Raw genomic sequence first — 20965 nt, forward strand, 5'->3', positions numbered from 1 at the left:
GGAAAGCGTGCAGATCCCCATCTACAACCCGAAGCCGCAATACGACGCCCTGCGCGGCGAACTCGAACAGGCCGCCACGGATCTGCTGGCCTCCGGGGCCTACGTCCTCGGTCCCACGGTGGAGCGTTTCGAGCAGGCGGTGGCCGAGCACCTGGGCTGCCGGCACGCCATCGGCGTCAACAGCGGCACGGACGCCCTGCTGATCGCCCTGGTCGCCGCCGGGGTCGAGCCGGGCGACGAGGTGGTGACCTCGCCCTTCACCTTCTACGCCTCCGCCGAGGTCATCAGCCTGGCCGGCGCCACGCCGCGGTTTGCCGACATCGACCCGGACACCTTCAACGTCACCGCCGAGACCCTGGAGGCGGCCTGCACCGAGCGCACCAAGGCGCTGCTTCCGGTGCACATCTTCGGCCAGGGGCCGGATATGGCCGCCGTCAACGAGCTGGCGCGCCGGCGCGGCCTGCGGGTGATCGAGGACGTGGCCCAGGCCTTCGGGGCCCGCCAGGGCGAGGCCCGGCTGGGCACGCTGGGCGATCTCGGGGCCCACTCGTTCTATCCGACCAAGAACCTGGGCGGTTTCGGCGACGGCGGCATGATCACCACCGATGACGACGAGCTCGCCGCTCAGTGCCGGCTGCTGCGTCTGCACGGCCAAGAGCGCCGCGACCACCACACCCTGATCGGCTACAACTCGCGGCTCGACGCCATGCAGGCGGCCCTGCTACAGGTCAAGCTGCCCCACGTGGACGGCTGGAACGCCCAGCGCAAGGAGATCGCCGCGCTCTACGACCGCGAACTGGCCGGCCTGCCGGGTCTGACCACGCCGCATACGGCGCCCCACGGCGATCACATCTTCCACCAGTACACCGTGCGCATCGCCGACGGCCGCCGCGACGCCGTGCGCGACGCCCTCCAGGCGGCCGGCATCGGCTGCATGGTCTACTACTCGGTCCCGGTCCACCAGCAGCCGGTCTACCAGCACCTGGAGGCCCACTGTCCGGTGGCCGAGCAGGCCTGCCACGAGGTGCTGAGCCTGCCCATGTGGCCGTACATGGGCGAGGAGCGCGCCCTCCAGGTGGCCGAGGCGGTGCGTCAGGCCCTCCAGCAGGCCTGAGCCGGGCACCGCCCCGACCCGGATCACCGGCTACCCCGTCGTCGCCACCGAAGCCGGCTGCCGCGCAGGCAGCCGGCGGACGACGGCCTTCTCCAACTCCACGATCACGAACACCGCCAGCCCGAAGAGCAAGATGCGCGCCCAGTCCTGGGGCCCAATCGGCGTGGTGCCGAAGAGCGCGTGCATGACCGGGGCGTAGGTGAAGGCAATCTGGAGCAGGATGAGCACGCCGATGGCGATCCACATCGCCTGCGAGCGGAACAACGCCCAGCCCCGCCAGATCGGGTCGTAGATCAGGCGCAGGTTGAGCAGATAGAACGCCTGGCCGGCGACCAGGGTGTTGATGGCCACGGTCCGGGCCAGCTCATCGCTGGCGCCGACCACCTCCTCCATCCACACGAAGTGGCCGAAGGTCCCCAGCCACAGCAGCAGCGCCACAAACGGGATACGCCAGAGCATGAAGCCGGAGAGCAGCGGCGCCTTCGGATCCCGCTGCGGGCGCCCCATCACCCCCGGCTCGGCCGGCTCGAAGGCAAGCGCCATGGCCAGCGTCACCGAGGTGACCATGTTCACCCAGAGCACCTGCACCGGGGTCAGCGGCAGGGCCAGCCCCATCAGGATCGCCATCATGATGGTCAGCGACTGCCCGGCGTTGGTGGGCAGCATGTGCAGGATGGCCTTGCGGATGTTGTCGTAGACGGCGCGCCCCTCCTCCACCGCGTGGGTGATGGAGGCGAAGTTGTCGTCGGCCAGGACCATCTCCGAGGCCTCCTTGGCCGCCTCGGTGCCCTTGTTGCCCATGGCCACGCCGACGTCGGCGCGCTTGAGCGCCGGCGCATCGTTGACCCCGTCGCCGGTCATGGCACAGATGCCACCTTCGGCCTGCAGGGCCTGAACCAAGCGCAGCTTGTGCTCCGGCGTGGTGCGGGCAAAGACATCGACGCGGCGTACCGTCTCCTGCAGCGTCGCGTCGTCCATGCCGTCGATCTCCTGGCCGGAGACCGCCGCCCCCTGCCCGATCCCCAGCTGCCGGCCGATGGCCCGCGCGGTGGCCAGGTGATCCCCGGTGATCATCTTCACCCGGATCCCCGCCCCCTGGGCACGGGCAACCGCCTCGATGGCCTCCTCGCGGGGCGGGTCGATGATGCCGACCAGCGCCAGCAGGGTGAATCCCCCCGCCTCCACCTGCTCGTAGGTCAGCTCCTGCTGATGGGGCTCGACCTCCCGCACGGCCAGGGCCAGCAGGCGCTCACCGCGAGCGGCCACCTCGTCCATGGCCGACTCCCACCGGGCCCGCTCCAGCGGCTGCGCCCCCGCGGTGGTCTGCTCGTGACTGCAGAGCTCGAGCAGCCGCTCCGGACTGCCCTTGAGATAGATCCCCTGCCATCCGTGATGGTCAGAGTGCAGGGTCGCCATGTATTTGTGATCCGACTCAAACGGGATGACGTCCACGCGCGGGCGCTGCTCCGCCTCGGCCACCGGATCGTAGCCGGCCTTGCGTGCGGCCACCACCAGCGACCCCTCGGTGGGGTCGCCGCGCAGACGCCACTCGCCGTCGCGCTCGAAGTGCTCCGCGTCGTTGCACAGCAGGGCGCAGAGCAGGGCCTGGTGGAAGACCGGGTCGCGGTCGGGGAACACCTCCTCGTGCCCCTCGCAGAACCCGCCGTGGGGGGCATAACCGACGCCATCGACCCGCAGCTGCCGCTCGCCACTGACCAGCGTGGCAACGGTCATCTCGTTGCGGGTGAGCGTGCCGGTCTTGTCCGAGCAGATGGTCGAGACCGAGCCGAGGGTCTCCACCGCGGGCAGGCGCCGGATAATGGCGTTGCGCCGGGCCATCTTCTGAACGCCGATGGCCAGGGCGATGGTCAGGATCGCCGGCAGACCCTCGGGGATGGTGGAGACCGCCAGGCTGGCCGCGGCCAGGAACATCTCGTCGAGCGGGTAGTCCCGCACCCAGTAGCCGAAGGCGAAGGTGAAGGCCGCCACCACCACGATGATCGCCGCCAGCCAGCGGCCGAACTGCTCGGTCTGTCGGATCAGCGGCGTCTGCAGGCTGTGCACCTCGCCGAGCATCTGCGAGATGCGCCCGACCTCGGTTTCCGCCCCGGTGGCCACCACCACGCCGAGCCCCCGGCCGAAGGTCACCAGGGTGCCGGAGTAGGCCATCCCCCGCCGGTCGCCGAGATCCGCACCGGCATCCACCGCCTCGGTGCCCTTCTCCACCGGCACCGACTCACCGGTGAGCACCGCCTCGTCGATGCGCAGGTTCTTGGCGTTGAGCAGACGCAGGTCGGCGGGCACCTTGTCACCGGCCTGGAGGAAGACGACGTCGCCGGGGACGATCTCGGCGGCGTCGACCTCCTGGCGCTCGCCGCCGCGGACCACCACCGCCTGGGGCGAGAGCATCTGGCGGATGGCATCCAGGGCGCGCTCCGCCTTGCCCTCCTGGAGGAAGCCGATGAGGGTGTTGATCAGCACCACCGCCAGGATCACCCCGGTATCGACCCAGTGGCCGAGCAGCGCGGTGCCCAGCGCAGCGGCGATCAGGATGTAGATCAGGATGTTGTGGAAGTGGCGCAGGAAGCGCACCACCGGGCCGGCCCGCTCGGGCGGCTGCAGCCGGTTGGGGCCGTGGCGCTGCAGACGCGCCTGGACCTCGTCGACCGCCAAGCCCTGCGGCCCCGAGCCGAAGTGCTCGGCAACCTGCTCGGCCTCTCTGGCATGCCAGCGTCCAGCCGGCTCCTGCGCGGCCCCGGGGGCCGCGTCCCCTTCGTCCTCCACCATGAAACCTCCGCGCAGTCGGGAAGGTTGCGGACCGCCACCGCAGCGGCATGCCCGGGGCGTCCTCAGCCCTCCCCGGCACGGACCAGTAGCAGGTCCGTGTCGATCTGGTGCAGCACGCGGCTGGCCACGCTGCCGAGCAGCAGATTGCCCCAGCGTCCGCGGCCGTGATTGCCCATGGCCACCAGCTGGGGCTGGCGGGTCCGCACGCGCTCGAGCAAGAACTCCGCCGGATGGCCCGCCAACAGCGTCATCGTCACCTCATCCGGATCGACCCTGCAGGCGAGCAGTTCCTCACGTAGACGGGACTCGGCTTCGGTGCGCAGCTGCTCGTAGCGCCGCTCCACCCAGCGCGGATCCACCCCGGCGGTACGCATCTGCTCCAGGGCCTGGGTGTCGAGGACATGGAGCAGCTCCAGGTCCGCGCCCGGGAACCAGTCCGCTACGCGCTGCAGGGCGGCGCGGGCACAGGCGGAAAAATCGGTGGCGACCAGGATGCGCCGGTAGGGATGCTCCGCCGACTGCCGGACCACCAGAGTGGGCACCGGCAGGTGGCGCACGACCTGCTCGGCGGTCGTCCCCAGCACCCAGTCGGCCGCGAAATGCTGACCATGGGCACCAAGGAGGAGCAGCTGAGCCTGCTCCTCCTCGGCCACCCGAGACAACTCACCAAGCGTGTCTCCGAAACGCACCCGCACGGATGCCCAGTGCCCCGGCGTGACCCGCTGCAGCTCGGCCTCGACCGCCTGTTGTACCGTGGCCCGCGGATCGCCACCGCCGCCCTCGGCCGGGATATCACCCTCGACGACACAGACGGCTACGACGCCGGCTCCCGCCTCTTCGGCCAACTGCGCCGACCGAGCGCCGGCCAGCGCCGCCCGTTCCGATAGGTCGCTGGCAATCAGGATCCGCTCAAGGCTCATCGTTCACCGCCTCCCTGCCCCCCGGTGATCCCGGCCACGGCCATCTCCGCGGCGTCGACGAAGGGCAGCAGGACCCGGTCGGGCCCGTGGCCACGCAGGTAGTCAGCATCCATCCGCGAGTGGGACGTAACCGCCACCTTACCGCGGTAGCCGGCCCCGCGCAGCGCAGTGATCAGCGTTGCCCCGATGTCCCGATCGGGCACCGTGCTGATCACCCAGCGGGCCCGGCCCAGCGGCAGGGTCTGCGGGAACTCCGGGTCCGAGGCATCGCCGTAGTGGGCCATGTGGCCTTCGTCCCGCCACTGTCCCACCAGGGTCGGGTCGAAGTCCACGCCGAGCACCCGCCAGCCGCGGGCCTTGAAGTTCTTGGCCAGCTGGTGCCCGTAGCGGCCCAAACCGAAGATCACCACATCGGCCTCGTAGTGCTGATCCGGCTGACTGTCCAGGGCGATCTCCGCGTGCGGGGTCCTGCGCTCGAAGACCGAGAGCAGCGGCGCCAGACGCTCATAGAGCGGCTTGGAGTAGAGGATCATGTAGGTGGAAGCGCCGATGGTGATCAGCCCCACCAGCGTCACCAGCCCCATGGTGTCCTGGCCGATGTGCCCCACCGACATGCCCAGGGCCGCGAGGATCAGGGAGAACTCCGAGATCTGCGCCACCGTCAGCCCGGCCAGGAAGCCGGTGCGCTTGCGGTAGCCCATAAAGCCCATGATGATCAGCACGATGATCGGGTTGCCGATGAGCACGAAGGCCGAGAAGATCAGCGCCGGCACCACCTGATCGCCGATGGTGCCCATATCCAGCTGCGCGCCCAGGGAGATGAAGAAGAACAGCAGCAGGAAATCGCGCAGCGCCGTCAGCCGCGAGGCCACCGCCTCGCGATAGGGCGTGGATGCGATGGCGATACCCGCCAGGAAAGCCCCCACCTCCTTGCTGAAGCCCATCAGATCGCCCCCAGTGGCCATCGCCACAGCCAGGGCGATGGAGAAGAGCACCAGCAGCTCCGGTGTGCGCGCCAGCATGTTAAGCAGCCGCGGCAGCACATAGCGCATCAACACGCCCACGAACAGCAGCAGGGCCACGCCCGTCAGCAGGACCTGCCCCACCTCGACGGCGACGTTGGCGTCCCCCTCACCAGCTGCCAGGGAGGTGATCAGGATCATGGCCAGGACCACGCAGATGTCCTGCACGATCAGAAAACCGATGGCGATGCGCCCGTGCAGGGCGTCGATCTCCTTCTTATCCGACAGCAGCTTGACGATGATGATGGTACTCGAGAAGGTCAGCGCCACCGCCACGTAGAGGGCGGTGATCGGCTCCATGCCCATCGCCAGTGCGATCAGGAAACCAACCGCCGAGGTGAAGATCACCTGCCCCAGGCCAGTAGCGAGAGCCACGGGCCCCATGGTGCGGATCAGGTGCAGATCGAGCTTGAGGCCGACGATGAACAGCAGCAGCGCGATACCGATCTCGGCCAGCAGTTCCATCATCGGCTCGTGCCCGTCCACCCAGCCAAGCGCAGACGGGCCCACCAGGATGCCCACCGCGATGAAAGATACGATCAGCGGCTGCTTGAGGCGGGTGCCGATAAAGCCAATGACGGCTGCAACGAGCAGCAGGATGGCGAATTGGTTGAACAGTCCTTCGACAGCAGGGATCTCAGCCATACAAGCTTCCTGGTATCAGGGGCAATGGGCGGGGACGCGAGCGTCGGCGAAGCGCGGGCGTTTCAGCGCACGTGAGCCACTTCCTGGCCCAGCATCTCGGCGGTGACCAGCACCACACCGCCCGGGGTGACATGGAATCGCTCGCGGTCGGTCTCCAGGTCCTCGCCGATGACCATCCCCGGCGGGATGCGGCAGCCCTCATCGATGACCGCATTGCGCACCCGGCAGCCGTCGCCGACGGTCACCCGGGGCAGGATCACCGACTCCTTGACCTCGGCACCGGGGCCCACCTTCACCCGCGAGAAGAGCACCGAGCGACGCACCGAGGCACCGGCGATGATGTTGCCGCCGGAGACCATCGAATCGATGGCCATGCCGCGCTTGCCACTCTGATCATGCATGAATTTCGCCGGCGGCAGCTGCGCCTGGTAGGTCCAGATCGGCCACTCGTCGTCGTAGAGATCGAGCTCCGGCTCCTCCTGGATCAGCTCCTGATTGGCGCGGTAGAAGGCGTCCACGGTGCCCACATCCCGCCAGTAGGCCTGCTTGCCGCTGACCGGGTCGCTGAACGGGAAGGCCTGGACGTGATCGCGCTGGATGGCCGCGGGCAGGACGTCCCGCCCAAAGTCCCGCGAGCTGGCGAAGTTCTCGGCGTCCTCGCGCAGCACCTGCAGCAGGTAGTCGCGGTTGAAGACATAGATACCCATGGAGACCAGGGCCACATCGTCCTTGCCCGGCATCGGCTCGGGGTGCGTCGGCTTCTCGGTCAGGGCGGTGACGCGCCCGTCCTTCTCGACGGTCATCACCCCGAAGGCGCGGGCCTGCTCCAGACTCACCTGCACGCAGCCGACGGTGACGTCGGCGTCGGACTCCACATGGCGGGCGATCATCGCACCGTAGTCCATCTTATAGACGTGATCGCCGGCGAGGATCAGCACGTAGCTCGGGTCGTGGGCCTGGATGATGTCGATGTTCTGGTAGACCGAATCAGCCGTGCCGGAGTACCACAGCGGCTTGTCCATGCGCTGCTGGGCGGGGATGAGTTCGACGAACTCGCCGAACTCACCGCGCAGGAACCCCCAGCCGCGCTGGACATGCTGGATCAGTGAGTGGGCCTTGTACTGCGTCAGGATGCCCACCCGACGGATCCCCGAATTGATGCAGTTCGAGAGCGGGAAGTCGATCAGCCGGAACTTGCCGCCAAAGGGGATCGCCGGCTTGGTGCGCCAGTCCGTGAGGCTGGAGAGCCGTCCACCGCGGCCGCCGGCCATGATCAGCGCGAGGGTCTCACGCGTCAGCCGGCTGACGAATCGCGGGTTGCGCTCTAGGAACATGCGACCTCCGGGGCGGGCTCGAACCCGATCAGGATATAAGGGCGGTGCGGCAATGCCAACGGCTCCCCTCTCCGGGTTGCGGGAAATGGCGTTTGGGTTACGCTGACCGCTGGAGTTTCAAATGCAGGGTTGCGATCCCCGGCAGGGAACCGGGCGGAGGGAAGCAGTCGTGGAAAGACCACCACCCAGGGACGCGGTCGAGGTCCCGGTCGAGGACCTGCGCCCCGGCATGTACCTCGTCGACCTGGGCGTGCAGTGGGCCATGCACCCGTTCCTGTACAACCAGTTCGAGCTAGAGCAGGCGAGCATCGACAAGATCCGCGCCATGGGGCTGACCCGGGTGCGGGTCGACCCACACCGCGGACGCCCCGAAACCTCCGGCGCGGCGCAGCAGGCCGCCGAACCAAGCCACCGGCGCCCCGCCCGGGCCAAGGCCGGCGACGGGCGGCAGTGGGCACGGCAACTGACTCAGGAGGCGCGCTCGGCGGTGCGCGAGCTGCTGCAGGATGCCCGCGCCGGCCGGGCCCTGCGCATGCAGGACATCGACACCATCAGCGAGGAACTCTCCGCTGCCCTGCACGAGCACCCGGATGCCATGCTCGCCTTCGGGCGCATCCGCTCCCGCGACCACTACACCTACCAGCACAGCGTCAACGTCGGCGTACTGCTGATGGCGTTCGCGCGCTACCTGCGCATGCCCGAGCCCCATGTACGTGCACTAGGCTCCGCCGGGATCGTCCACGACATCGGCAAAACGCTGCTACCGGATGCCATCATCTCCAAGCCGGGTCCGCTGACGCCGGAGGAGTATCAGCAGGTCAAGGACCACACCTGGCGCGGCGCGGCGCTACTGCGCGAGACGGCCCAGGCCACTCCGCTGGCCGTGCGCATCGCCGAGCAGCACCACGAACGGATCGACGGCTCCGGGTACCCCTACGGCCTGAGCGGCCGGCAGCTGAGCATCGAGACCCGCATGGCCGCCATTGTCGACATCTACGATGCCGTCACCGCCATCCGCGCCTACCACCGCGGCCGCCCACCGACCGAAGGACTCCGCATCGTCGCCCACGAAGCCGGCCAGGGGTTGGACGGTAAGCTGGTGCAGCGGTTCGTGCGCTGCGTCGGAATCTATCCACCGGGCACCCTGGTGCGCCTATCGTCCGGCAAGCTCGGCGTGGTCCTGGAGGCCCGGGACCGCCCCGCAGACAAGCCGCGTGTCCGGGTGGTCTACGATATCTCGGCGCAGCGCATGATCGAACCACCCCCCACTCTGGACCTGTACCACGGCCACCCCGCTCACCGCATCGAGCGTGCCGAGGATCCCGCAAACTGGGCCCTGCCCCCGGAACTCTTTATCTAGACGATTCGCTTAGAATGGGCCGCTCATTCATGCGCCGGCCCCCTCTATGGAACTGCTGCTCAAGTACTCGGTCGTCTTCCTGCTCGCCGCCACTCCGTGGGTGGAGCTCATGGTCGTCATTCCCATGGGCGCAGCCATGGGGCTCTCGGTGACCCCGCTCACCGTAGTCGCATTCATCGGCAACGCGCTGCCGGTTTTCGCCATCATCGCCCTGTTTCGCTGGTGGGAGCGCCGCCGCGGGCCGGTGCGCCGGCGCTGGAGCGACCGCGCCACTCGAGTCTGGGATCGCTACGGGCTGCCCGGACTGGCGCTGCTCGGGCCAGTGCTCACCGGCATCCACCTGGCGGCAGTGATGGCCCTGGCCCTGGGCGCCTGGCGGCGGCAGACGGCGCAGTGGATGATCGGTAGCCTGGCCATCTGGGCGGTGGTCACCGGGGTGGTGACCGCCGCCGGCGTGGAGTGGCTGACCCGAGCGGACTGAGCGTTGTAGCGATGACCGCGCGCAAGATCATCCACATCGACATGGATGCCTTCTACGCCTCGGTGGAGCAACGCGACAACCCGAGCCTGCGTGGACGACCGGTGGTGGTGGGAGGGTCCCCCGACGGGCGAGGGGTGGTCGCCGCGGCGAGTTACGAGGCGCGAACCTTCGGCATTCGCTCGGCGCAGCCGGCTGCCCGGGCCCGCCGCCTGTGCCCGGACGCCACCTTCCTGCGCCCGCGCTTCGACCACTACCGCGCCATCTCGCGGCAGATCCACGGCATCTTTGCCGACTTCGCCACCACCATCGAGCCGCTCTCGCTGGATGAGGCGTACCTGGACGTCACCGGCTCGCAGCGCTTCCACGGATCCGCCACCCACATGGCCCAGGCGATCCGCCGGCGCATCCGCGAGGAGACCGGCCTGACGGCATCGGCGGGGGTGTCTTACAACAAGCTGCTGGCCAAGCTCGCCTCGGACGAGGGCAAGCCGGACGGCCTCTACGTCGTCCCACCCGAACAGGGACCGGCGTACGTCACCGCTCAGCCAATCCGAAGGCTTCACGGCGTCGGGCCGGCCACCGCCGCCCGGCTCGAGCGCCTCGGCATCACCCGGGTCGGCGACCTGCTCGACTGGGAGCTGGCCGATCTGCACGTGTTCCTCGGCAACCGCGCCGGCACCCTGCACGACGCCGCCCGCGGCATCGACCACCGCCCCGTCCGGCGGCGCCGACCACGGAAATCCATCGGTGCCGAACGCACCTTCGGGGATGACACCCGGGATCCGGAAGAGATCCGCGAGCGGCTGGCTCCGCTCATCGCCAAGGTGGCTACGCGCCTGGAGAGCCAAGGCGTGGTGGCCCGGACGGTGACACTGAAGCTGCGCTACGCCGACTTCGAATCCATCACGCGGCGGGTCTCCCCGCACGGGCCGGTCGCCGGGGCGGCGGACATCGAGGCCCTGATCCCCGCCCTGCTCGCGGAGACCGAGGCCGGGTCCCGGGCGGTCAGGCTGCTCGGCGTGAGCCTCTCGGGGCTGCAACCGAGACAACGCGAACAGGACCTTTTTAGCGACCTGACCTGACGCAGACGCGCCCACCACCCTGGCGCTTGGCGTCGTACATGGCCTCGTCGGCACGGGCAATCAACTCGCGGAAACCCTCTCCGGGCTGCCAGGCGCTCACCCCGATGCTTGCCCGACACCCACCCGGCATCCGCGGCCACTGCGCCAGGCGCCGGGCGAGCGCATGGGCCAACGCCTCGCCCCCGGCCAAGTCGGTGTCCCGGCAGAGAATCACGAACTCGTCGCCGCCCCAGCGCGCCACCGCATCGGCCTCGCGTACGCGCCGGCGCAGCAGTCTGGCCACCTGCTGCAGGGCCCGATCCCCGGACTCGTGGCCCTGCTCATCATTCAGCGCCTTGAAGCCATCGAGATCCAGGAAGACCAGGCTGACCGGGGCCCCGGAGCGCCGCGCCCGATCCAACTCCACGAGCAAGGCCTCCTCGAGGCCGCGCCGGTTGCTCACCCCGGTCAGCCAGTCGGTATGCAGCTGCTCGTCCAGCGCCTCGATGCGCTGCTCCATGGCCTCTCGAGCGCGGTTGTAGCGCTCCTCGACCATGCGCAGCTCGCGCACGGCCCCGGCCATCCCCCGCAGGCGCATCGGCGCCCCAACCTCGATGGACCGGGCTGCCTCCTGCAGCGGAACGACCAGTTGCCGGCGCAGCCACAGGCCGAACAGGCCCACCACGGTGAAGCCTGCCCCGGCTGAGATGAGCGCCACGAGGTAGGTCGACGTGCCAGCCGGTGCTTGCCCGCCCTCCGGCATGCGCAGCAGGCCGGGGAGCGACGGGTGGGCGGTGAGCAAAGCGGGATGCGTGCGGGCCGGCTCAGCAGCGTGGCTCTCTGGGCCGAGATACGTCCCGGCTGCGGTGAAGGCGACACCGAAAACCAGGGCAAGACCCAGCCCACCGAAGACAATCAGGGAACACAGCGGGATCCCTCGCACGCAAACCACCTCGGAAGTCCATTCCAGACCGCTGGCGGATCCAGGCTCCGCCCTGCCCCAGCTGGCCGAAGTCAGGGCAGTACAGCCCCCCGTATCGGGCCGAACCGACAGGCAGGAGCCTTCGCACCCGAAACTGCACTGCCCTGACTTCGGCCAGCTTCCGAGGGGATCGTAGCCCCCTTATACAGTGGATGACCATGCAAGGCGTGCGAGTCGTCCAGATCGCTGGACAGTTGCGCCAGTTTCCCTACTATGAAAAAGGATTAAAGCCCACTACCCTAGTCCATCCCGTCAGCGGGGCTACGCTTAATCCACGGACGAAGACGAAACCCGAGCTCATGCAGACGGAACTGGAGCAGTACATCCGCAAGACCGCCCGGGAGCGAGGGCTCCCGCTGGCAGAGCTGGCCCGGCGGGCAGGCATGAGCCGTCAGGCCCTCTACGACGCCTGGCAACCGGGGCGCTATCCGAGCATGAGCACCATCGTCCGCATCGCCAACGCGCTGGAGGTCCACCCGCTGGCACTGCTCGAGCCCATGTTCCGCAACGACCCCAACGCGACGGGGGTCACGGAGACCGTCGAGAACGGCCTCGACCGCAGCGGCTTCATCGGCGACCTCAACTACCCGGACGGCGCTCCGGTGCTGGCGGGTAGCCGCTTCCGCAAGGGCTGGCAGCTCCAGAATCTCGGCGACCAGCCGTGGGTCGACCGCTATCTCACGTGTCAGGATGACGACATCCGCATCCTGGATACGGCCGGTACCCCCCGGGAGATCGGCGCCCGACTGGTACCGCTGCAACCCTCGGTACCGCTCCCGCGGGTCGACCCCGGGGAGCGGGTCACGCTGCAGGTCGACTTCACCGCCCCGCAGACCCCCGCCACGGTCATCTCGTACTGGAAGATGACCTTCGCCGACGGATCCCTGTGCTTCCCGGACGCACGAGGGGTCTGGGCGAAGGTCCGCGTGATTGCGCCGATCGGCACCGCCTCGGGGACCGGGGAAGCCAGCAGCGACTAGCTGAAACGCAAGGGTAGGCGCCGCCCCGCCCAGCGCCCGGGGCGGGCCTCGAAGACCCCGGCGCACGGCTCCCCGCAGCGCCGGCAGGCGCCGGCGGCGCCCAGCCGCCAGGCACCGAGTTCGTACCGGTCGCGCTCAATGAGCCGCTCGCCGCAGGCGTGGCAGTAGGTGGCACTGCCCTCCGGGTCGTAGACGTTGCCGGTGTAGACATAGCGCAACCCCTGCGCCAGGGCGATCTCCCGGGCACGGCTCAGGGTCTGCGGCGGCGTTCGCGGATGGTTCACCATCCGGAAGGCCGGATGGAAGGCCGTGAAGTGCATCGGCACATCCGCGCCGAGGTGCTCCAGCACCCACTGCGCCATGGCCTCAATCTCGGCATCGTTGTCGTTCTCACCGGGGATCAGCAGCGTGGTAAGCTCAAGCCAGCAATCGGTTTCGTGGCGAACGTAGCGCAGGGTATCCAGCACCGGTGCCAGGTGGGCGCCGGTCAGACGGTGATAGAAACGCTCACTGAACGCCTTGAGGTCGACATTCGCAGCATCCAGGGCAGCGAAGAACTCCGCCCTGGGCTCCGGGCAGATATACCCGGCGGTCACCGCCACCGTGCGGATGCCGCGCGCCCGGCACGCCGCCGCCACATCCACTGCATATTCGTGGAAAATGACCGGGTCGTTGTAGGTGAAGGCCACGCTCTGCGCCCCTTGGGCCGCCGCGGCGTCGGCGATCTGCTCCGGCTCGGCGCGATCGGCGAGGATGTCCATCTCCCGGGACTTGCTCATGTCCCAGTTCTGGCAGAACTTGCAGGCGAGGTTGCAGCCGGCGGTGCCGAAGGAGAGTACCGACGAGCCGGGCAGGAAGTGGTTGAGCGGCTTCTTCTCGATGGGGTCGATACAGAAGCCGCTGGAGCGGCCGTAGGTGGTCAGCACCACCTCCCCGCCCCGGGCCATACGCACGAAGCACAGCCCCCGCTGCCCGTCCTTCAGGCGACAGTGGCGCGGACAGAGGTCGCACTGGAGCCGCCCGTCGTCACACCGGCTCCAGAAACGCGTGGCCACGACGGACGGGTCCGCGGGATCGCGCTCTCTTGGTACAGGGGTCGTGGTCTGATTCATGATCGCTCGGAAACCGCGCTCGGGTTGAATCGTCTAAAGTTTAGACGGGTTCATCGACATTGCGGTTCCTTCGCCACGGGAGGTCACGCCCATGCACGAGACCACGCCCTCGGTTCGCCCCCCTGCCGTCGCCGGACGCTTCTACCCCGGCGAGGCGGAAGCCCTGCGCCGGTCCGTCCAGGAACTGCTCGCCGAGGCCGGCGAGCCGGAACAGGACCCGGCCCGGGCCCCCCGCGCCATGGTGCTCCCCCATGCCGGCTACCCGTTCTCGGGTGCCGCCGCGGCGCGGGGCTATCAGCGCATCGCCCCGATCCGCCAGCAACTGCGCCACGTGGTGCTGCTCGGACCGGCCCACTTCGTCGACCTCAGCGGCATCGCCCTGCCGATGGCCGACGCCCTGGCGACCCCGCTAGGCACGGTGCCCGTTAGCGACACCCTGCGCCGAAAGGCGCTGGCACTGGATAGCGTGCACATCGACGACACGGCCCACGCACGCGAGCATAGCCTGGAGGTCCATCTGCCCTTCCTGCAGACCCTGCTCGAGGACTTCGACGTTCTCCCCCTGGTGGTCGGCCGCGGTCCGGCCGAGGCGTGCGGCCGCCTGATCGAGCGTTTCTGGCAACCGGACACCCTGGTGGTGGTCAGCTCGGACCTGAGCCACTTCCACGACGACCCCACTGCCCGGCAGCTCGACGCCGAGACCACCGCGGCCATCGAGGCCGGCACCTTCGAGCAGATCACCCCGCAGCGGGCCTGCGGCGCCGCCCCGCTGCGCGGGCTGCTGTGGTTCGCGCGCAAGCACGGCCTGCAGGCGCAGACGATTGCGCAATGCAACTCCGGCGATGTCACCGGCGATCGCTCCTCGGTCGTAGGGTATGGCAGCTATGTCTTCCACTGAGCAAACTCCCATCGGCACCGACGTCCCGTCGGAGCACGGCGCCCTCCTGCCCCGCTTCGCCCGGCAGAACATCGCCCACCAGCAGGAGGTGGGCGAGCCGCTGCCCATCGCCTCGGGCCTGCCGGAGGCCCTGACCCGGCCCGGGGCCGCCTTCGTCTCGCTCCACCAGGGCGACGTGCTGCGTGGCTGCATGGGCAGCCTGGTGCCCCGCCAACCGCTGGTGCGCAGTGTCATGGACTCGGCCCTGGAGGCCGCTTTTAGCGATCCGCGCTTCGACCCCGTCACCCGCGAAGAACTCGACGCGCTGACCGTCAAGGTCGCCGTCCTCGGCGAGGCCGAACCCCTGGAGGTGGAGCACGAGGCGCAACTGCTCGAAGAGCTGGTCCCCGGCGAGGACGGCCTGATCCTCCACGACGGTCTGCGCCGCGCCACCTTCCTGCCCGCGGTCTGGGAGGGCCTACCGGACCCGCAGGAGTTCCTCGCTCAGCTCAAGCTCAAGGCCGGCCTGCCCCCGGACTACTGGTCCAGGACCCTGCAATTCGCGCGCTACCGCTCGGTCACCTTCACCGACACACCACGCGCGCCGTAACCCCTTGCAGCAGCCCGCCCTTACTGGCTATCCTAAAAGGCTTAGGAAGGGTGGCCGAGCGGACGAAGGCGGCTGACTCGAAATCAGCTGTGGGCCCTGCCCACCGGGGGTTCGAATCCCTCCCCTTCCGCCATCTTCCCAACCTTCTCACCGCCTTCCCGGAAGTGTACGCCTTGCGCCTGCGGGCGAGAGTGAGGCGTGCCTTCACGGTTCATCCATGATGGAAGCAACCAACCGGAGGCAATCTTGCCGCAACGCCTGATCACCCTCGCCGCACCGGCACTGATGATCGGCGGCGCTGCCAGCGCACCCACCCTGGCCGGAGGCGAGGCGAGCGAACTGCTCGCAGCCACGCCCGCGACCTACCCCAAGGAGGAGCGAGGCAAGAGCGTAGGGCTCTACGTCGGCCACGAGCTGACCGAGGATGGTAGCGTCCTGCTCGGCGGCTACGGCGATGAGCCATCGAGCCACTTCATCGAGGTCATCCCGGCGCAGTCACATGAGCCTGGCGCCACGATGGAGGTAGGCATCACAGACCAGGCCGACATCCCCGGCGAGCGCATCGAGATCCCGCAGGCAAGCCAGACGAACAAGTACATTGCCGTGCGCTACACCTCGTGGGCCGGCTTCCCGCCCCCGCTGGTCAACGGCGGCCTCAACGAGCAAGGGCTGGCGGCACGGGATATCTGGTCGCCGTCCCGCGAGGAACTCGTCGAGATGACCCCGACGCCCCAGCGCGGCCTCTCCTACAGCGATCATGCGCAGATCGCCATGGAGCGTGCCGAGTCGGCGAGGGGCGCGACCGCACTCGTTGGCGAGATGGTCGAGGAGCACGGCCACGCGACCTACGGCGGCAACTCGCACCTGTTCGCCGACGAGGACGAAGGATGGATTCTGATCCAGCTCGCCGGCGGAGAGGGCCTCTGGGCTGCTAAGCGCCTGGCGCCGGACGAGGTACGGGTTTCTCGTCCCGGCTACATCGGCGAGATACCCGCGGACTTCCAGGACCACCCGGACTACATGGGTGCCGAGCACCTTATCTCCTTCGCCGAGGAGCAGGGGTGGTACGATCCGGAGCAAGACGGCGCCTTCCATTTCAATGAGGTCTATGGCACGGATCGGCAGCCCGAGCAGGACGGCATGCAGATGCGCGCGCCGGCGGTCGCCGAGATGGAGCGCTGGCTTGAGGCGCGTGAGCCGGTCTCGCTGAGCGACATGAAGGAGGCCGTGCGCTCGCCGAAGATCACCAGCCAGACGGCGGGTTACGGGACGGTCGCCCACCTGCGGGACGACCTCGAGCACCACACACTGCAGACCCTCTGGGCGACCGTGGCACCCTCGTCAGCGAGCCCGTTCATGCCGCACTACATTGGCCAGGAAGACGTTCCGGTCGAGTTCAAGTGGCACCGCTACCTGAGCCAGGACGAGGACGCCCAGTTCCTGCCGCCCGAACTCTTCGAGCAGGAAGCCAGCCGCTACGCCTTCCGGGAGTTCAAGCGCCTCTTCCACGCCATGGGCGGATCCCTGTGGAATGCCGGCCCGGCCCACGAGAAGCGCTACGAGGCGTTCTACCCGGAGGTCGAGGAGGCGCTGACCGCGTATGAGGCGGCGCGGCGAGCCGAGCAAGAACAGGTGCACGCCATGGCCGGGGCTCTGATCGCCTCCGGGGAGCCGGAACTGGCCGAGACATACCTGACCGAGTACAGCAACACCCAAGCCCTAGATGCGCTCGACCTCGTCAGCACCATGGCCGACAGCATCGAGAAGCGCGGCCGCCTACTCTTCGGCGTCGAGACTTATCGCAGCGACGAGATCTATGAGGACCTCCTCCCCTACGACGGCTGGGAGTAGGATCCTTCCTCGGCCTTGAGCGAGAGGTGCGACCACGACGGCCCGGCAACAAAGTCGGCCTGCCGCCGAATCACTGGTCCCCGACGCTTGTATTTCGCCCGCTATAGCTCGCTGAGCTTCACGGATCCGCCGCCGCAGGAGCAAGAGGAGGCGTGAGCGCAGCCCGGTCCATTGACGAGGTCGCGACCTCTACCCCAGACTAGACAGATCGTTCTATCTGATCCGGTGTATCGCATGATCAACAGCAAGCGCGAAAATCTGCTCGACACGGCCGAGCGGCTTTTTTACTCGGCCGGCTTCCACGCCACGGGTATCGACCGCGTCATCACCCAGGCGGGGGTCGCCCGGATGACGCTGTACAACCACTTCCCATCCAAGGAGGCACTGGTGGAGGCGGTGCTCGCCCGCCGCTACGAGCGCTATCTCCAGGATCTGCGCGCTGCCGTCGACAACGCGGCGCCGGGTGAGGCCGTCACCGCACTGGCACAACGCCACTGCCGTTGGCTGGAGACCACCCCCGGTCGCGGGTGCATTGTCCTCAAGGCCATCGCCGAGTACGAGCAGGATCATCCGGTGATCGCCGAGCAGGGTCGCCGGCTCAAGCGCGAGCTCCTCGCCGTCATCGGCGACGCCCTGGAACGCGACCGCTCGAGAGGCGATCCGAAGCTGGCGGAACGCCTGCTGATGGTGCTTGAGGGGGCCAACGCCCTGGTCCCGGTGCTCGGCGCGGCCGCCGCCACCGAGCACTTGCAGGGGATTATCCCCGCCGTCCTCGCGACTGCGCAGGGTGCGGAATCATGAGGCCCGTGGGTGCTGTCGGCTACGCTGTTCTCGGGGCCGGACTGATCGCGGTCGCCTTCGGGCTCGCCCGATACGCGTTCGGGCTGTTCGTCCCCGCCATCCGCACAGAGCTGGGGCTCTCGGCAGACGCCGTCGGCGTCATCAGTTCGATGGCCTTTGTCAGCTTCTGCTTCGCCAGCCTGATCGCGTCACCTATCGTCGACCGCCTCGGTCCGCGCTACGCGGCCGTGGTCTCCGGTCTTTTTGCGTTCGGTGGCCTTATGCTGATCAGCCAGGCGGCTGACGCGCTGACGCTCGGCGCCGGCGTCTTCGCCTGTGGCATCTCCACCGGGCTAATGATGCCGGCGCTGTCCGCCGGTGCGCAGGTGGCCGTGCGGGCCGACCTCCGCGGGCGGGTCAACGCCGTGATGAACGCCGGCACCAGCTTCGGCCTGATCCTGTGCGTCCCCACGGTACTACTGCTCAGCGGGGCCTGGCGCCTGGCCTACGGCTCGTTCGCGGCCCTCGCAGCCATGGGCGTCATTGCCGCCCTGTTCCTGATCCCGAAGACGGCAAGGGCGCAGCCCGGCGACAACGCTCCGGCCTCCGGGGCCTACGAACCCGGGCGGTGGCTGCCAGTGGTCGGGCTGACCGTGTTCTGCGTCGCGATGGGCCTGACCTCGTCCGCCTACTGGATCTTCGCGCCCGACCTGGTCGTGGAAATGGGCGATCTTCCCGAGAGGCTCACCGGGCTGCTTTGGTTGGCCGTCGGCATCACCGGTCTAGCCGGGGCGTGGGCGAGTGACCTCGGTGACCGGTTTGGCGCCCCCACCACCCAGGCCATGGCGCTGGTCGCCCTCGGCGCTGCCACCGGGCTCGTGGCCATCGCCCCGGGCGAGTGGTGGGTCGCGCTGTTCTCGGCCGGCGTCTTCGGTTGGGCGTTCATGACCCTAACCGGACTGTACCTGGTTACCGGCGTCCGACTGTTGCGTCAACGGCCCTCGCTGGGACCGGTGGTCCCCTTCCTGGCGATCACCGTCGGCCAGGCCCTCGGATCGCCGCTGGTCGGCTGGGCCATCGCGCAGGCCGGCTACACGGAGGCGTTCGTGGCCTTCGCAACGCTCGCACTCCTCGTGGCGGCGGCCTCGTTCCTCTTCCCGCGCACGGCACCGGACGGGGCTGCCGTGGAGGGGCCACCGCCGTCGGCAACCCGAACGTAAACGCGGCACCGGGCGGCGCGGCTCAGTCGGCGCCGGGCCGGCCGCCTTTCACCCGGCTCCTGCCAGGCGCCTGACAGAACCCCTGGGCCGGCACGTCGAGGGCACTGTTGAACTTGCTCGACATGTTTTGGAAGGCGATCAGACCGGTCAGCTCCACGAGCCCGTCTTCGTCGAAGTAGGGCCGCAAGGCGTCAACGTGCTCATCCCGAACCCCGGCATCACTGCAGGTCATGGCCTCCGTGTAGGTCAGCACGGCCCGCTCACGCTCGTCGAAGGCATCGCTTTGCCGCCACTCGGACAGCGCAGTGATCTTCGTCCAGTCAACGCCGCGCCGGTTCAGCGTGCGGGTATTGATATCGATGCAGAACGCGCAGTGGTTGATCTGTGACACACGGACGGTAACCAGCGAGCGCAGCGCCGGATCCAGGGGGCTGCGTCTGCGCTCCAGGGCACCGAAAAGCAGAGCCAAGGCGGCAAAGACCCTGGGCGAGCGCCCCCAAAGCAGCCCCGGCTGGAGGACTTCACCGTATTTGCGGCGCTGGTTCCAGAAGAACGGGCGCAGGTACCAGGGATAGGCGTTCAGAGGCTTGGGCTCGATGCGCATCACTCCTCCCCGTCCGGCCACGCCCTCGGCCGGGATCCCGCCGCAGCGCCTTCACAACTGCTTGATCCAGAACTGCAGGGGCTTATCGGTCTCCGCAGGCTCGTCGACCTGCTTCCAAGGGTAGTAGGCGATCAGCTCCTCGCGGGGCGTATACCCGAAGTGCCGCCAGACGGGGTCCAGTGGCTGGTAGTCCGCCGGGCGGAGCGGATGGGCCGGATCACGGACCACAGTGCACAGGGTGGCCCACTGGTAGTCGCCACAGCTTCGAGCATGGCGCTCCCGGACATCGAAAAAGTGCCGGTAGAACCCCCGGCCGCGATAGGCCGGCAGGAGGATCGACTCGGCCAGGTAGAACACCTGCCCCGGATCGAAGCCTTCATCGATAAACGGCTTCTGGATCCGCGGGGACTCGTCCGTCAGCGGCATGGCCGTCGACAGCCCGACCACCTCGTCGCCATCCACAACCACGGTGGCCAACGCCCACGGGGCGTCGAGGTAAAAGCGCAGGAAGTACCGCTCCTCCTCCATGCTGCCGTCGTAGAGGTAGGGCCATTCCCGGAAGACCTGCAGCCGCAGCGCGGCGATCTGCTCAAAACGCTGGCCGATCTCCTCGCCCTGAAGGTATTCGATGTGCGGCTCGCTCATGGTCCTCCAGCTCCCGACAATGCGGTTCAGAAGGGATCAGGATCCGGCACGCGCTCGCGGTGTGTCAAAGAAGGGGCTCAACCACTCGCCCGCGTCTCCGCGCGGCGGCAGATGGCGCGGGCCAGCCCCTTGAACAGGATGGCGTGGGCGGGCTCCATGGCGTACCAGTACATGCGCCCGGGCACCCCCCGCGGGGACCAATACGCGGTCACCCGCACGCGGGTCTGCTGCTCATGGGGCCGGACGGTGAACTCCAGCACCCCGGTCCCCGGGGCCTTCATGCCGAAGCCCAACGCCAGACGCTCCCGCGGCTCCACCACCAGCACCCGCCATGAGTCGATGACATCGCCGGGGCGCAGGTCGGTATGCAGCGGCCGCCCCCGGCTGAGCCCGCGACCGCCGAGCAGCGCATCCAACGACTCGCGCAGGCTCCACAGCGGGTTCATGTAGTAGTAGCGGTTGGGCCCGCCGATCGACACGCACTGCTCCCAGACCGCCGACAGGGGGGCCGTGGTCATCGCGCTCGCCCCGGCACGAAAGGGAAAGCGCGGGTAGTCCAGCGGGTTGGTCATGGGCCACG

At 68.6% G+C, this 20965-nt stretch carries 19 protein-coding genes and 1 tRNA gene; 11 read left to right on the top strand and 9 right to left on the bottom strand.

What is annotated here, in order from left to right; all coding sequences use genetic code 11:
- Positions 1-7: 7 nt before the first annotated feature.
- Positions 8-1114 carry an aminotransferase class I/II-fold pyridoxal phosphate-dependent enzyme gene (locus CCR79_RS10005; protein WP_201171701.1) on the top strand — a complete coding sequence of 369 codons (1107 nt, stop codon included), beginning with the start codon at positions 8-10 and terminating at the stop codon, positions 1112-1114.
- Between the two features lie 30 nt (positions 1115-1144).
- Here CCR79_RS10005 and CCR79_RS10010 read toward each other — a convergent pair whose 3' ends face one another.
- The 4 genes from CCR79_RS10010 to glgC all read right to left on the bottom strand — a co-directional run bounded on the left by CCR79_RS10010 (position 1145) and on the right by glgC (position 7822).
- Positions 1145-3901: a cation-transporting P-type ATPase gene (locus CCR79_RS10010; protein ID WP_201171702.1), complete on the bottom strand. Its 2757-nt coding sequence runs from the start codon at positions 3899-3901 to the stop codon at positions 1145-1147.
- Positions 3902-3963: 62 nt separating this feature from the next.
- Positions 3964-4821 carry a universal stress protein gene (locus CCR79_RS10015; protein ID WP_201171703.1) on the bottom strand — a complete coding sequence of 286 codons (858 nt, stop codon included), beginning with the start codon at positions 4819-4821 and terminating at the stop codon, positions 3964-3966.
- On the bottom strand, positions 4818-6488 hold the full coding sequence (locus CCR79_RS10020; protein WP_201171704.1) for a cation:proton antiporter: 1671 nt from the start codon (positions 6486-6488) through the stop codon (positions 4818-4820). Before CCR79_RS10020 ends, CCR79_RS10015 begins: the two co-directional genes overlap by 4 nt.
- A gap of 62 nt (positions 6489-6550) precedes the next feature.
- Complete coding sequence (gene glgC / locus CCR79_RS10025) at positions 6551-7822, bottom strand: glucose-1-phosphate adenylyltransferase (RefSeq protein ID WP_201171705.1); 1272 nt, start codon at positions 7820-7822, stop codon at positions 6551-6553.
- Between the two features lie 169 nt (positions 7823-7991).
- Between glgC and CCR79_RS10030 the strand changes: the two genes are divergently transcribed.
- Genes CCR79_RS10030 through dinB form a run of 3 tightly spaced genes read left to right on the top strand, consistent with a single transcriptional unit; the run spans position 7992 to position 10745 of the window.
- Positions 7992-9182 (top strand): HD domain-containing phosphohydrolase, encoded by a 1191-nt coding sequence (locus tag CCR79_RS10030; RefSeq protein WP_201171707.1) that lies wholly within the window; start codon positions 7992-7994, stop codon positions 9180-9182.
- 46 nt (positions 9183-9228) lie between these two features.
- Positions 9229-9663, top strand: coding sequence for a small multi-drug export protein (locus CCR79_RS10035; protein ID WP_201171713.1), 435 nt, complete (start codon positions 9229-9231; stop codon positions 9661-9663).
- 11 nt (positions 9664-9674) lie between these two features.
- Positions 9675-10745, top strand: coding sequence for a DNA polymerase IV (gene dinB, locus CCR79_RS10040; RefSeq protein ID WP_201171734.1), 1071 nt, complete (start codon positions 9675-9677; stop codon positions 10743-10745).
- Here dinB and CCR79_RS13905 read toward each other — a convergent pair.
- The gene (locus CCR79_RS13905; RefSeq protein WP_201171735.1) at positions 10729-11667 is read right to left on the bottom strand and encodes a diguanylate cyclase; all 939 of its coding nucleotides are present in this window, start codon (positions 11665-11667) and stop codon (positions 10729-10731) included. The genes dinB and CCR79_RS13905 overlap by 17 nt on opposite strands.
- 338 nt (positions 11668-12005) lie before the next feature.
- Here CCR79_RS13905 and CCR79_RS10050 point away from each other — a divergent pair, with 338 nt between their 5' ends.
- Complete coding sequence (locus CCR79_RS10050; RefSeq protein ID WP_201171737.1) at positions 12006-12686, top strand: NBR1-Ig-like domain-containing protein; 681 nt, start codon at positions 12006-12008, stop codon at positions 12684-12686.
- Here the strand turns inward: CCR79_RS10050 and amrS are convergent.
- Positions 12683-13798 (bottom strand): AmmeMemoRadiSam system radical SAM enzyme, encoded by a 1116-nt coding sequence (gene amrS, locus CCR79_RS10055; protein WP_201171738.1) that lies wholly within the window; start codon positions 13796-13798, stop codon positions 12683-12685. The two genes, CCR79_RS10050 and amrS, sit on opposite strands and share 4 nt — an antisense overlap.
- 91 nt (positions 13799-13889) lie before the next feature.
- On the opposite strand from amrS, the gene amrB reads away from it, so the two are divergent.
- The 6 genes from amrB (at position 13890) to CCR79_RS10085 (ending at position 19136) form a co-directional block, all read left to right on the top strand.
- Complete coding sequence (gene amrB / locus CCR79_RS10060; RefSeq protein WP_201171739.1) at positions 13890-14696, top strand: AmmeMemoRadiSam system protein B; 807 nt, start codon at positions 13890-13892, stop codon at positions 14694-14696.
- A complete protein-coding gene (gene amrA / locus CCR79_RS10065; protein ID WP_201171741.1) occupies positions 14683-15285 on the top strand; it encodes an AmmeMemoRadiSam system protein A in 603 nt (200 codons plus the stop codon). Before amrB ends, amrA begins: the two co-directional genes overlap by 14 nt.
- A gap of 44 nt (positions 15286-15329) precedes the next feature.
- Positions 15330-15418 (top strand) — tRNA-Ser (locus CCR79_RS10070).
- Positions 15419-15531: 113 nt separating this feature from the next.
- Complete coding sequence (locus CCR79_RS10075) at positions 15532-17136, top strand: C69 family dipeptidase (RefSeq protein ID WP_201171746.1); 1605 nt, start codon at positions 15532-15534, stop codon at positions 17134-17136.
- Positions 17137-17370: 234 nt separating this feature from the next.
- Positions 17371-17937, top strand: a complete 567-nt coding sequence (locus CCR79_RS10080; RefSeq protein WP_201171747.1) for a TetR/AcrR family transcriptional regulator — start codon at positions 17371-17373, stop codon at positions 17935-17937.
- Complete coding sequence (locus CCR79_RS10085; RefSeq protein ID WP_201171748.1) at positions 17934-19136, top strand: MFS transporter; 1203 nt, start codon at positions 17934-17936, stop codon at positions 19134-19136. The genes CCR79_RS10080 and CCR79_RS10085 overlap by 4 nt, the downstream gene beginning before the upstream one ends.
- Positions 19137-19158: 22 nt before the next feature.
- On the opposite strand, the gene CCR79_RS10090 is transcribed toward CCR79_RS10085, so the two are convergent.
- From CCR79_RS10090 to CCR79_RS10100, 3 genes are all read right to left on the bottom strand, one after another.
- Positions 19159-19740: a carboxymuconolactone decarboxylase family protein gene (locus CCR79_RS10090; RefSeq protein ID WP_201171750.1), complete on the bottom strand. Its 582-nt coding sequence runs from the start codon at positions 19738-19740 to the stop codon at positions 19159-19161.
- 51 nt (positions 19741-19791) lie between these two features.
- Complete coding sequence (locus CCR79_RS10095; protein ID WP_201171761.1) at positions 19792-20385, bottom strand: GNAT family N-acetyltransferase; 594 nt, start codon at positions 20383-20385, stop codon at positions 19792-19794.
- A 77-nt stretch (positions 20386-20462) separates the two neighbouring features.
- Positions 20463-20957 (bottom strand): DUF2867 domain-containing protein, encoded by a 495-nt coding sequence (locus CCR79_RS10100; protein WP_201171763.1) that lies wholly within the window; start codon positions 20955-20957, stop codon positions 20463-20465.
- Between the last annotated feature and the right edge of the window lie 8 nt (positions 20958-20965).

The organism is Halorhodospira halophila (assembly GCF_016653405.1).
Lineage (GTDB): Bacteria > Pseudomonadota > Gammaproteobacteria > Nitrococcales > Halorhodospiraceae > Halorhodospira > Halorhodospira halophila_A.

Coding starts and splice junctions, on each gene's coding strand:
- dinB (WP_201171734.1), top strand. CDS start 9,675: ATGACCGCGCGCAAGATCATCCACATCGACATGGATGCCTTCTACGCC.
- CCR79_RS10015 (WP_201171703.1), bottom strand. CDS start 4,821: ATGAGCCTTGAGCGGATCCTGATTGCCAGCGACCTATCGGAACGGGCG.
- CCR79_RS10050 (WP_201171737.1), top strand. CDS start 12,006: ATGCAGACGGAACTGGAGCAGTACATCCGCAAGACCGCCCGGGAGCGA.
- CCR79_RS10085 (WP_201171748.1), top strand. CDS start 17,934: ATGAGGCCCGTGGGTGCTGTCGGCTACGCTGTTCTCGGGGCCGGACTG.
- amrS (WP_201171738.1), bottom strand. CDS start 13,798: ATGAATCAGACCACGACCCCTGTACCAAGAGAGCGCGATCCCGCGGAC.
- amrA (WP_201171741.1), top strand. CDS start 14,683: ATGTCTTCCACTGAGCAAACTCCCATCGGCACCGACGTCCCGTCGGAG.
- CCR79_RS10100 (WP_201171763.1), bottom strand. CDS start 20,957: ATGACCAACCCGCTGGACTACCCGCGCTTTCCCTTTCGTGCCGGGGCG.
- CCR79_RS10020 (WP_201171704.1), bottom strand. CDS start 6,488: ATGGCTGAGATCCCTGCTGTCGAAGGACTGTTCAACCAATTCGCCATC.
- CCR79_RS10010 (WP_201171702.1), bottom strand. CDS start 3,901: ATGGTGGAGGACGAAGGGGACGCGGCCCCCGGGGCCGCGCAGGAGCCG.
- CCR79_RS10035 (WP_201171713.1), top strand. CDS start 9,229: ATGGAACTGCTGCTCAAGTACTCGGTCGTCTTCCTGCTCGCCGCCACT.
- CCR79_RS10095 (WP_201171761.1), bottom strand. CDS start 20,385: ATGAGCGAGCCGCACATCGAATACCTTCAGGGCGAGGAGATCGGCCAG.
- amrB (WP_201171739.1), top strand. CDS start 13,890: ATGCACGAGACCACGCCCTCGGTTCGCCCCCCTGCCGTCGCCGGACGC.
- CCR79_RS10090 (WP_201171750.1), bottom strand. CDS start 19,740: ATGCGCATCGAGCCCAAGCCTCTGAACGCCTATCCCTGGTACCTGCGC.
- CCR79_RS10080 (WP_201171747.1), top strand. CDS start 17,371: ATGATCAACAGCAAGCGCGAAAATCTGCTCGACACGGCCGAGCGGCTT.
- glgC (WP_201171705.1), bottom strand. CDS start 7,822: ATGTTCCTAGAGCGCAACCCGCGATTCGTCAGCCGGCTGACGCGTGAG.